The organism is Bacillus cereus group sp. N24 (genome assembly GCF_016483345.1).
Lineage (GTDB): Bacteria > Bacillota > Bacilli > Bacillales > Bacillaceae_G > Bacillus_A > Bacillus_A toyonensis.
Map to the genome: position 1 here is coordinate 85288 of NZ_JAEHCA010000019.1, position 12551 is coordinate 97838.

Genomic DNA, 12551 nt, shown 5'->3' on the forward strand with positions numbered 1-12551 from the left:
ACATATGTAAAACAACCCTTTTCAAGAATCCATCAATAAAAAAACCAGCAGCCAAACGGCCACTGGTTCCTTTTCATCTATTAAACTGTATAACGCTCATCTTCTAAAATTTTCGCAGCGATTTCACGTTTCTTCGGAATTACGTTAAGTGGCGTGTGGCGAGTTAATTTACGTAATGATGATAACATCATGCGCAGCATGTCGCCGTTTTCAACTGCGATAAGTGTTTCTTTCGCATCTGCTTCGATTTCGTTGAATGCTTCTTGGCAGAATACTTCAGTGTATAACACTTTTTGTTTATTCTTTTCAAGACCAGTTGTTTTAATTGCTTTTTCTGTACGAAGAACAGCTGATTCCATTGCATAAAGGTTGCTTACGATGTCAGCGATATTCACAAGAATTTCTTGCTCTTTATCTAATGCTTTACCGTATTTTTGAGCCGCTAATCCAGCTACCATTAAGCCGATTTTCTTCGCGTTAGTTACTAAATATTTTTGAAGTGCTAATGGCTCATCGCCTACTTCTTCTGGCATCATCATCATTAACTCTTCTTGTAATTTTTGTGCTTTTTGAAGAAGTGGTAATTCACCTTTCATCGCTTTACGTAAGAACGTACCTGGTACGATTAGGCGGTTAATTTCGTTCGTTCCTTCGAAAATACGGTTAATACGAGAATCGCGGTACATTCTTTCAATCTCGTATTCTGCCATAAATCCGTAACCACCGTGAATTTGAACACCTTCATCTACTGTATAGTCTAATACTTCAGAACCGAATACTTTGTTTAAAGAGCACTCGATTGCATATTCAGCGATCGAAGCTGCTACTGCTTTACCGTCTTTTACTTCTTCTTCAGATAATGTGCTCATGCGGCTTTCGAATAAACCTACTGTACGATATACAGAGCTTTCAGCTGCATATGTTTTTGCTGCCATATTCGCAAGTTTCTCTTGAATTAATGGGAAGCGAGCGATTGGTTGTTTGAACTGTTGACGTTGGTTTGCATATTGTGCTGAAATTTCTACTGCACGTTTCGCAGATCCAACTGTACCAACACCTAATTTATAACGACCGATATTTAAAATGTTGAATGCAATAATATGACCTTTACCGATTTCACCAAGTAGGTTTTCTTTCGGTACTAATGCATCTTCTAAAATTAACGTACGAGTTGAAGAACATTTAATACCCATTTTCTTCTCTTCAGGGCTTGTAGATACACCAGCGTATTCTTTCTCTACGATAAATGCTGAGAAATGCTCGCCATCTATTTTTGCGTATACAACAAATACGTCAGCGAATGCAGAGTTTGTAATCCATTGCTTTTCACCGTTTAATACGTAATGTGTACCTTCTGCATTTAAACGTGCCGTTGTTTTTGCACCTAATGCGTCAGATCCTGAACCTGGCTCAGTTAATGCGTATGCAGCTAATTTTTCACCAGTTGCAAGTAATGGTAAATACTTTTTCTTTTGCTCTTCGTTACCGAATAATACGATTGGTAATGATCCGATACCTACGTGAGCACCGTGAGTAATTGCAAAACCACCAGCACGAGAGAATTTCTCTGCGATTAACGCTGAACTTACTTTATCAAGACCAATTCCGCCGTATTCTTCTGGTACGTCAGCGCCTAGTAAACCAAGTTCACCAGCTTCTTTTAAAAGACGAACAGAACGATCAAACTCATGTTGCTCTAAATATTCAAGTTCTGGAAGAACTTCATTTACGATAAAGTCCTCTGTCGTTTTTGCAATCATTTTATGCTCAGATGAAAAATCTTCTGGCGTAAACACTTGATCAATCGTAATCTCATCTACTAAAAAGCTACCGCCTTTAACCGCATTTCCTACTGTTTTTTCCATGAAAATTTCCTCCTTCATATTTTCATGAGCCACTTCTCTCTTTTTGAAAGAAGCTGGCTCTCAATTTTATTTATAACCCTTTGTTGCTTCCATTCTTTTTATTTAATCTAGTTCCGGTGGCTTCGCTTCTTCCTGCGAGGCAAAAAGCGCCTCTACGTCTGAAGCTCCATCCCCCTCACATTCTGAGCGAGCCGCTTCCACTTTTTTTATAGTAATTCAAACACTCCCGCTGCTCCCATTCCGCCGCCGATACACATTGTTACGATACCGAATTGTTGGTTGCGGCGTTTCATTTCGTGAATAAGAGATAGTGTTAATTTTGCTCCTGTACAGCCAAGTGGATGTCCAAGTGCAATTGCACCGCCGTTTACGTTTACTTTTTCTTCATCTAAACCAAGTTCACGAATAACTTGGATCGATTGAGAAGCGAATGCTTCATTTAACTCGAATAAGCCGATATCCGATAGTTCTAATCCTGCTAGTTTTAACGCTTTTGGAATTGCAGCGATTGGGCCAATTCCCATTACTTCTGGTGGTACGCCAGCTACTGCAAATGAACGGAATTTCGCAAGTGGCTTCATGCCATCGCTCACTGCTTTTTCACGATCCATTAATAGTACAGATGCTGCACCGTCACTCATTTGTGAAGAGTTACCAGCTGTTACAGAACCGCGAACGTTAAATGCTGGACGTAATTTACCTAAAATGTCTAGCGTCGTCTCTGCTCTTACACCTTCGTCTTGTGCGAAAATGATTGTTTCTTCTTGCAGTTTATTGTTTGATCCAACCGAGCGTAATGTCACATCTACAGATACTGTTTCATCAGCAAAGTTCCCTGCCGCTAATGCTTTCGCGGCACGTTGATGACTTCTTACTGCAAATGCATCTTGCTCTTCACGAGAAATTCCATATTTCACAGCAACTTGCTCTGCTGTATGTCCCATGCCCATATAATATTCTGGAGCCGCTTCTACAAGGCGACTATTCGGACGAACGACGTGTCCCATCATCGGAACCAAGCTCATTGATTCCGCTCCGCCTGATAATACAGCTTCAGAGTGTCCAAGCATAATGCGCTCTGCTCCGTAAGCGATACTTTGTAAACCTGAAGAACAGTAACGGTTAATTGTAATAGCTGGAACATCGTAAGAAAGCCCTGCTAATCCGCCGATATTACGAGCCATATTTAAACCTTGCTCTGCTTCTGGCATCGCACAACCGAAAATTAAATCATCGATTGGTCCTTCATAATTCGCACGCTTTAACGTTTCCTTTACTACTAACGCCCCTAGATCGTCAGGACGAACTGTTTTTAATGAACCCCTCTTTGCTTTTCCAATTGGTGTTCTTGCTCCCGCAACAATGACAGCTTCTCTCATGAACGATATCTCCCCTCGTTATTAGTTACGTAATGGCTTTCCTTTTACAAGCATGTGCTGCATTCTTGCTTGTGATTTCATCTCACTTACTAAGCTAATAAATGCTTCACGTTCTACATCTAATAAATACTGCTCATCAACTTCTGTTCCATACGGTACTTTTCCGCCCGCAATGACATATGCAAGTTTCTTCGCAATGTGAAGATCATGTTCAGAAATGTAACCTGATAAATGCATTGCTTCTGCACCAAGTACAAGAGTTGCATACCCTGTTTCACCGACAACTGGTATCTTTTTACGGATCGGTGCTTTATAGCCAGCTTCATATAAAGCAAGTGCTTTTTGTTTCGCATCGTATAGTAAGTGATCACCATTCACACTAATACCGTCTTTATCGCCTAAGAAGTTGTTCGATACAGCTTCTTGTGCTGATGTAGAAACTTTCGCCATCGCTACAGATTCGAATACTTTATTCGCAACTTTTTGCAGATCAAACTCTACACCGTTTGGCATTTTATTTAAGTGTTTAATGTATAGCTCTTTATTACCGCCTCCGCCAGGGATTAAGCCAACACCAACTTCTACTAAGCCCATATACGTTTCACTAGAAGCTTGAATGCTAGCTGCTGGTAAGCAAACTTCTGTACCTCCACCAAGCGTCATACCATATGGTGCTGCTACAACTGGCTTAGAAGAGTACTTAATTTTCGTCATTGCATCTTGGAAGTTTTTCACAACCCACTCAATTTCAAAGTAGTTGTCATCTTGTGCTTCCATTAAGATCATTGCTAGGTTCGCACCAACGCAGAAGTTCTTCGATTGGTTACCGATAACAAGACCTTTATAATTCTTTTCTACTTCATCAACAGCGTAGTTAATCATTTGCGTAATATCCATACCGATTGCATTGCTCTTCGAATGGAATTCTAAGCAAAGGATGCCGTCACCTAAATCAATTAAGCTCGCTCCGCTATTTTTCTTTAATACGCCATTTTTCGCTTTTAATTGCTTAAGAGAAATTGCCTTTTTATTACGTTCGATTCGCTTATATTCGCCATTATCATAATAGTAGCTATCTCCGTTATCATGTTTGTAGAAAGTAGTGAAACCTTTCTCTAACATTTCTTTCACCCAAGTCGGAACAACTGCACCGTTTTCTTCCATCTTTTGAACGGACTTTTCAACGCCAATTGCATCCCAAACTTCAAACGGTCCTTGCTCCCAGCCGAAGCCCCACTTCATCGCTTGGTCAATTGCAACGATATCGTCAGCAATTTCTTTATGAAGTTTTGCAGAGTATAAAAGAGTTGGTGTGATGATGTTCCATAACAACTCTCCTGCGCGGTCTTTCGCGTATACAAGCGCTTTCAATTTATTCGATAAACCTTTTTCTTGTTTACTTAACTCAATAGATGCAGCTTTTAATTTTTTGCGAGCTTCGTATTCCATCGTTTCAGGATTTAGTTCTAAAATTTCTTTTCCTTGTTTTAAGAAGAAGCCTTGACCTGTTTTACTACCAAGCCATTTTTTATCAAGCATGTCATGCATGAAAGTTGGTACTTTAAATACATCACGCTCTTCTTCTTGTACGTTTTCATATACGTTATTTGCAACGTGTACGAATGTATCTAAACCAACAACATCTAATGTACGGAACGTTGCGCTCTTCGGACGGCCAATAAGTGGGCCTGTTACAGAATCAACTTCTCCAATGCTATAGCCACGCTTAATCATTTCTTGAAGTGTTACAAGCAAGCCGTACGTACCAATGCGGTTTCCAATAAAGTTTGGTGTGTCTTTTGCGATAACAACGCCTTTTCCAAGAACATCTTCGCCAAATAGTTTCATGAAGCTTAATACTTGTGGATCTGTTTCTTTCGTCGGTATTACCTCTAGAAGTTTTAAATATCGTGGTGGGTTAAAAAAGTGTGTGCCTAAGAAGTGCTTCTGGAAGTCGTCTGAACGACCTTCTGCCATTTTTTCTACTGAAATGCCTGACGTATTCGAGCTTACAATAGAACCCGGTTTACGAACAGCATCTACTTTTTCAAATAGTTTCTTTTTAATATCTAAGTTTTCAACTACTACTTCAATAATCCAATCTACATCAGCTAGACGCTCAAGATCATCTTCTAAGTTACCTGCTTCAATCAGTGCTAAATTTCCTTTCACTGTCAGAGGAGCTGGTTTTTGCTTTAATAGTTTTTGCACAGCCGTATTACTAAAACGATTTCTCACACTTTTATGTTCTAATGTAAGTCCCTTCGCTTCCTCTTCTTTTGTTAGCGCAGGTGGTACAATATCAAGCAATAATGTCGGAATACCAATATTAGCTAAGTGTGCCGCAATCCCTGAACCCATTACGCCTGAACCTAGAACAGCAGCCTTTTTAATTTGGAACATCCAATTCTCCCCCTATTCTTGAATGAATGCTCATTCAATTTTTCGACATAAGTCGCAATCAATGAGTGAGCCTCTACTAATAAATATATGATACAGTTTGAATTTTCGCAATATATTTATTGATAAAATTTTCTGAAATAAATATTTTTCTTTTATTTGCCCATGCTATATATATGTATTTTCTTCACTCAAATACACTTTTCCTTTTTATAATCTGACGAAACTGGAGGAATATATATGGCAAAACTTAAGAAGAACCCTTCAAAAGCTGGAATTAGCGCAGCAAGCGTAACTGGAAATGCAGGTCCACATAATCACGGTGTGGAAAAGGGCCGTCAAGGTAATAACCAACAATATAAGAAGCATAATATGGGCGAAAAATAACGGTATATTTTTGGGCAGAAAACGTGGCATAATGATTAATGGCTGCTTTTTCTGCCCAATTTATTTGTACATATGGAAAACAAAAGAGGGAACGATGATGAAACGAACAATAGTTATGATTGTAATGATTGCTACACTATTTACAGGGATGATTTTCTTCTCTTATGCACAAAGACACCAAACTGTAAGAGGTGATCAGCCTAGTATTACGGGGCAATACGGAATTACAATCGATGCAGACACAGGTGAAATTTTGTATGGAAAACGCGAAGATGAACGCTCTTATCCGGCTAGTATAGCCAAAATGATGACAACCCTTCTCTTACTAGAGAATGTAAAAGAAAATGAAGAAATTACAGTTACAGAAAACGCAATAAAAACAGAAAGTCAAAGTAAAAAAATTAAGCTGCGTGCTGGGGAAAAATTAAAACGGGATGAGGCATTAAAACTTATGCTTATCATTAGTGCAGACCCAATCTCTGAGTCAATTGCAGAACATATCGCAGGATCAAAAAATGAGTTTGTGAAAATGATGAATGCTAGAGCGAAGGAACTTGGTACAAAGCATGCAACTTTCAAAAACGCAAGTGGTGCTGATGCACTTGGAAATAAAGTATCACCATATGACATTGCCATTATTACGAAAGAAGCATTAAAATACCCAATCGTTTTACAATATATGAATTCAGTACATACAACTCTACATACTTCTGAACGCTCTCCAAAAATCGCAAACTATGGACGAGAGGAACTATATGACGATCCATATGCGATTGGAAGTAAAAGCGGTTTATCTGCACTCGGAAAATATACGGTCGTAACTGTTGATGAGAAAGACGGTAAACGCGTTATTAACGTCGTATTATCTTCTACTCGCGCGCAACTATATCCTGATACGAAGAAAATGGCACATTACGCATTTAAGCAATTAAAATAACCAAGGAGTATATTCTCCTTGGTTATTTTTTAACCATACCTTTTAATACGAACGCAACGTTCGCTGGACGCTCTGCTAGACGGCGCATGAAATAGCCATACCAGTCGTTTCCATAAGGTACATAAACACGCATCTTGTAGCCTTCTTTTACAAGCTCAAGTTGACGCTCATTACGAATACCATATAACATTTGGAATTCAAATTGGTCTCTTGGAATATTGTGTTCTTCGGCAAGTTTTTTCGTATATTCAATAATTGCTTCGTCATGTGAAGCAATTGCAGTATAATTTCCATTTAATAAGTGCATTTTAATAATTTTTTTATAGTTATCATCTACATCTTTCTTATCCGGGAACGCTACATCTTCAGGTTCTTTATAAGCTCCTTTTACAAGACGTAAATTAGGACTATAAGCATTTAATTCTTCCATATCTTTTTCTGTACGATATAAGTAAGCTTGAATAACTGTACCAATATTATCGTATTCAGATTTTAATTGTTTAAAGATCTCAATTGTTTTCCCGCAGCGCGTATAGTCTTCCATATCAATTGTAATAAACACACCATTTTCTTTTCCAGCTTCTAAAATACGGCGCATATTGTTCATTACGATTTCATCAGAGATATCTAATCCCATAGAAGTCATCTTTAAAGAAAGCTGCGAATTAAGACCTTCTCTTCCAATTGCACGAATCGCTTCAATCGATTCGCTAGCCATTTCATTTGCTTCCGCTTCGTTATCAACAAATTCACCTAAATAATCGATCGTTACACAAAGGCCTTGCTTGTTCAATTGTTTAATAGCTGCTGTCGCTAATTCGATTGTCTCCCCTGCGACAAAACGACCTGCTCCAAAGCGTAAACCGTACTTTTTAGCTAACTTTGTTAGCGCTTTATTTTTTGACAAGAAAAGAAACGAATTTCGCATTAATTGTTCCATGTAATTCACCCCTATGACTGTAATTTATCTGTTTTTTACCCCTCTTCGAAATTATATCATTCTTTAAAATTATTTGATACAAATAATTATTTAGACAATTTATAAAATACTATAAAAACATTTAAAACCTTATATTCTTGCTTACAAATATAAAGGGAATATTTTTCGACATTTAGAAAAAACGGGTTTACTGGGCCTCAAATAGACATGTCGAAAATATTCGACATGTCTATAAAACCCTTTATATTCCATATAAATTATATAAAGATATTAATAAAGTGAAAATTCAATTAGAATAAAGCGGGCCCTCCCCCTCTGATTATTAACCCTCACCAATCGGGCTTTTACGAGATAAAAAAAGCTTAAGGTGACATTCACCTCAAGCTCTCTTATTTTTCATTTCGCTTCTCTTCATTTATCTTTTTTATATCCGAAATTAACTGTACCATTTCTTCTTTCGCATCGGGATACGTCTCATTCCAATGCTTAACTAAAGCCGGCATCGTCTTAGCTATGTAAGAATACAGTGCCCACTTCTGTACCTGCTCTTTTCTTTCTTCATTGCTCTCTCCAAGTAATAGTTCCGTGTATTTCTCTAACAACCCATCAAATTGTTCGTTAAACTTTTCACTCATCTTATCTACCTCCTATATGAAAAAAGCAGCGAAGATCGCTGCTTTTTCTTATAATTTTGATCGAACAGAGTTTAATTTCTTCTCCATTGTGCTTACTTTATCACGACGATCATCGATACGAATTGTTGTCGCAACGCGCTGTGCACCTTTCGTATATGGAACTTCATGCATTTGTTGAATGACTTCTAGAATGACAGGAAGATCTCCTTCAATAATTGTATTCATTGGTGTTAATTGATACTTCACGCGATCTGCATTTTTCTCTAGCACCTTTTGTACTTCTGCTACATATTCACTAACACTTGGATTACCTGTTCCTACCGGAATAATCGATACGTCAACAATTGCCATAGTAGTCTTCCTCCTATACTTGCTTCTTATATATCCATTGTCTATTTTACCGAAATCCTCATCATTTTACTAATTTGTTATTCCTCTATTTTAAATTGCTCAACTAATCTTTCTAAGTCTCTCATGTGCTCCGTCAAGCTTTCCATCGTATGAGCTACCTTTTCTAGATGATTCACTTGAGATTCAGTTGCAGCATTTACCTCTTCCGAAACAGCTGCGCTTTCTTGACTCGTACCGGCAATTGTATGCATTACCTCTGTAATTTCCCCTTGCTCGTGACCTATATTGTTTACTTCTTCTACAATTTTTTCAACTGAGATACTAATCGTATTTACAACCGACATAATTGTACGGAATTCCGCCTCTGCCTCTGTCGTCACTTTATTTTGTATATCAGCAATATCTTTCAATTTACTTACGACCTCTACAACTCGTTTTACTTCTAATTGGACATCGCCAATCATCGTTGCGATTTCTCCTGTTGCCTCTTTTGATTGTTCCGCTAACTTTCGAACTTCCTCAGCCACAACAGCAAATCCCTTACCTTGCTCACCTGCACGTGCTGCTTCAATCGAAGCGTTTAAAGCAAGTAAGTTCGTTTGATCCGAAATACCTTTTATAAGCTCTACAACATTTTGAATCGATCCGACTTTTTGCTCTAACTTTCCAGATGCTTCCTCTGTATGAACAACAATCGAAGATGACTCTCCTCTTGTACGAACTAAATTCTGCATCGTATTTAACCCTTGCTTAGATGCCTTTTCCGCTTTACCAGCCACTCCTTCTATTTCACCAACGGAGCTATTCATTTCTTCCACTGACTGCGCCATGTTCTCAAGCTGAGCTGAAACTTCATCTACACTATTGGCAAGAGTAGAAGCTCCCCCGCTCACATCATCCATTGCACCTGACACTTCTCTACTAGCGGCCACCGTTTCATTCGTTAAATAATGGAGATTATTCGTTGATTGCTGCACTGTTGATACACTATTTTTAATTTTACTTACCATTTCATTCATTTGCCCAACCATATGATTAAAATGGTTCGTCAGCTCTCCAACCTCATCTTTACTTGTCACTTTCATTTGCAGTGTTAAATCTCCTCCTGCTACTTTTTGAACGTGATTCGTTAATAATTGCAGTGGCCTTGCTAATCTTCTTGAGAATAAATAAGAAGCTACTATTCCAACTAATAAACTAATACATCCCATTATAATGACTGTATTTCTCATACTACTTAACAATCCATCAATCGTTTGTTTCGGATAAAAAATTCCTATCTTCCATTTCATCGCATCAAATAACTGACTATAAACAACTACATCTTCACCTTTTAATGTAGTTTCAGCATATTTTGTGACATCTTTATTTAAACTCTTCAGCAATGGCTCTTTAGAAATATCTTTCCCTATCTTTTCTGGGTAAACAAGAGCTATATTTTTATCATTTATAATAAACATTTCTCCGTCATTATTGTATTGAATATTATGAAGTAACTTCTGAATTGTTCCGAGCGATACATCCATCGCAACAACGCCTAATACAGATCCATCTTCAGACGTAATAGCTTTAGAAACCCCTACACTTAACTTTCCTGTCGCGATTTCATATGAAGGTTGTCCCCAATGAACCTTTTTCACATCAGCCTCTGAATCTTTATACCATGGTCTTGTCGTTGGATCATATCCTTCCGGCACTTTTCCACCTTCAGCAAGATTGGCACTTAATGTTTTTTTATCTCTCGTACCAATATATAAATCTAAAATACCAGGATGATTCTTTTTATACTCCAAAAACTCTTTCGTCAAAAACGCTTCCTCTTCTGGAGTAACTCCATCTTGAATCATATTACGAATCATCTCACTGTTCGCATAATACCCCATATCTTCATCAGTTCTTTGAACAAATGTCGTAAGTTGCTCTGTCACAAGATCCATCGTATTTTGAGAATACTGGTCTAAGGAACTTACTTCTTTCTCTTTCTGTAATTGATACATAGCTGTACCCAATATTACGAACATCATAGAAATAAGAACTGAAAATACTACCGCAATTTTTAAACGTAAACTTCTCAACATCTTCCCCCAAGCATCCCGATACGATAAACTTAACTAAATCTATACAATTCAATCAAATTTACACGAGTTAGTGCTTCATCGTGTTCTCGCAACCCCGAAGGGACGAGGGGTATAACACTCCACACGAGGCAGTATCGTTACCTCCTATTATCAAGCATTTATTTTACCCATCTTGATAAATTTATCGCAGCATTTACATCCCTATCGTGATGGCTATTGCATGAAACACAACACCACTCTCTTATTTTTAAACTCCACTGTCCTTCTGGTTGAACTGAATGGTCGTATTTTACTCCGCAACATGAGCAAATCTTGCTTGAGGCGAACCATTTATCAGCTTTTACATACTCAATGCCATACTTCTCGCACTTGTATGATAAACATCGAAAGAAGAAGTTTAATTTTTGAAATGAAAATGCTTTCGATAGTTTTTTGTTTTTTAACAGGTTTGAGATAGGTAAGTCTTCCACAACAATTCTCATTGGTTTGGTTTTCACCAATTTAGCTGTTGCTTGATGGATATGGTTATTTCGGATATTCGTAATTTTCCTAGATAACCGCAGGTGCTCAGCTTTAGCTTTTTCATATCCGGCAGATTGAATTTTTACACCTTTTTTAAATCTCCTAGACATATCTCTTTGCGCTGACTTTTTCCTTTTCAAAAGTTTTTTAACCTTAGCATCTTTGTTTATATTTCGTTCTTTCGTACCATTAGAAGCTACAAACAGCTCTTTTAAACCAACATCCACACCAATCGACTCATTGGTTAGTTCTTGTAATTCAAAGTCTTCTTGGAACCCTACACTCATCCACCAGTGACGACCATCAAATGTAACTCTTGGATTGGATGTTTTTTTGTTTCTTGGTAGTTGTTGGCTTGTTTTCACTACTCCAATGGACTGAATATGAACTACTTTCTTTCCTATAATCAGTCTTTCATAATTGGCATAAAATCCTTGGATTAAATCTTTTTTGGATTTATAAGAAGTGTGATAACCATTTTTGTACTTTTTGAACGAATTTTTTCTCGCCTTATCAAAATCTTTTGAAGCCTGTTTGGGAACTTGTGCGTTGATGTCATTTAACCACTCATATCTCTTTTGCTTCTTGATCTTTGTAAATCGTTTCTGTAAAGCTAACTGTGAAACAGATTTTCCAAATAGCTTATAATATCTATCACTCATTCTTTTACAATAGTTATAAGCGAATCTTGCAGCACCAGCATGGTTTCTAAGCACTTTTTCTTGTTCAGGCGTTGGAATTAGTCTGACTTTCTTCGCCAATATCATCAGAATGTAACTCCTTTAATGAAAAATTTGTTCTTCTGAATAGTAGCGTGTTCCACCAGCATTCTCCTTAGACTACTCGGATGCAAACCTGTTAATTCTGATACTTGACTAACTCGTGAAAATTTCATTATTATTCTCACCTCATTGAACCTAACATAGCACGTATGTTCTGTATTTTCAATAAAGTTTGATAGATTCAATAAAATTTATCTTGTTCAACTAAGGGCGCAATTCCTTAGCCAGTTCTCTTATGAACTTCTCATGTTTTCACATGAGCGCAGACTATATGT

10 protein-coding genes are annotated in these 12551 nt (G+C 37.6%); 2 read left to right on the top strand and 8 right to left on the bottom strand.

Annotation, left to right across the window (positions count from 1 at the left end):
- Window positions 1-80 precede the first annotated feature (80 nt).
- From JDS95_RS22945 to JDS95_RS22955, 3 genes are all read right to left on the bottom strand, one after another.
- Complete coding sequence (locus tag JDS95_RS22945; RefSeq protein ID WP_000416293.1) at window positions 81-1865, bottom strand: acyl-CoA dehydrogenase family protein; 1785 nt, start codon at window positions 1863-1865, stop codon at window positions 81-83.
- Between the two features lie 206 nt (window positions 1866-2071).
- Window positions 2072-3244, bottom strand: coding sequence for an acetyl-CoA C-acetyltransferase (locus JDS95_RS22950; protein ID WP_001206332.1), 1173 nt, complete (start codon window positions 3242-3244; stop codon window positions 2072-2074).
- A gap of 21 nt (window positions 3245-3265) precedes the next feature.
- The gene (locus JDS95_RS22955; protein ID WP_144467276.1) at window positions 3266-5647 is read right to left on the bottom strand and encodes a 3-hydroxyacyl-CoA dehydrogenase/enoyl-CoA hydratase family protein; all 2382 of its coding nucleotides are present in this window, start codon (window positions 5645-5647) and stop codon (window positions 3266-3268) included.
- A 237-nt stretch (window positions 5648-5884) separates the two neighbouring features.
- Here JDS95_RS22955 and JDS95_RS22960 point away from each other — a divergent pair, with 237 nt between their 5' ends.
- Window positions 5885-6031 carry a YuzL family protein gene (locus JDS95_RS22960; RefSeq protein WP_001096344.1) on the top strand — a complete coding sequence of 49 codons (147 nt, stop codon included), beginning with the start codon at window positions 5885-5887 and terminating at the stop codon, window positions 6029-6031.
- 97 nt (window positions 6032-6128) lie between these two features.
- A complete protein-coding gene (locus tag JDS95_RS22965; protein ID WP_000831453.1) occupies window positions 6129-6968 on the top strand; it encodes a D-alanyl-D-alanine carboxypeptidase family protein in 840 nt (279 codons plus the stop codon).
- Between the two features lie 22 nt (window positions 6969-6990).
- Here the strand turns inward: JDS95_RS22965 and JDS95_RS22970 are convergent, their stop codons facing one another.
- The 5 genes from JDS95_RS22970 to JDS95_RS22990 all read right to left on the bottom strand — a co-directional run bounded on the left by JDS95_RS22970 (window position 6991) and on the right by JDS95_RS22990 (window position 12261).
- Entirely contained in the window at window positions 6991-7908 is a 918-nt protein-coding gene (locus JDS95_RS22970; protein WP_000436777.1) for a proline dehydrogenase family protein, read from the bottom strand.
- 389 nt (window positions 7909-8297) lie between these two features.
- Window positions 8298-8543, bottom strand: a complete 246-nt coding sequence (locus JDS95_RS22975) for a YusU family protein (RefSeq protein ID WP_001290590.1) — start codon at window positions 8541-8543, stop codon at window positions 8298-8300.
- A gap of 48 nt (window positions 8544-8591) precedes the next feature.
- Window positions 8592-8894, bottom strand: coding sequence for an MTH1187 family thiamine-binding protein (locus JDS95_RS22980; RefSeq protein ID WP_001018860.1), 303 nt, complete (start codon window positions 8892-8894; stop codon window positions 8592-8594).
- Between the two features lie 77 nt (window positions 8895-8971).
- A complete protein-coding gene (locus tag JDS95_RS22985; protein WP_033660826.1) occupies window positions 8972-10972 on the bottom strand; it encodes a methyl-accepting chemotaxis protein in 2001 nt (666 codons plus the stop codon).
- A gap of 158 nt (window positions 10973-11130) precedes the next feature.
- The gene (locus tag JDS95_RS22990) at window positions 11131-12261 is read right to left on the bottom strand and encodes an RNA-guided endonuclease InsQ/TnpB family protein (RefSeq protein WP_085450685.1); all 1131 of its coding nucleotides are present in this window, start codon (window positions 12259-12261) and stop codon (window positions 11131-11133) included.
- Between the last annotated feature and the right edge of the window lie 290 nt (window positions 12262-12551).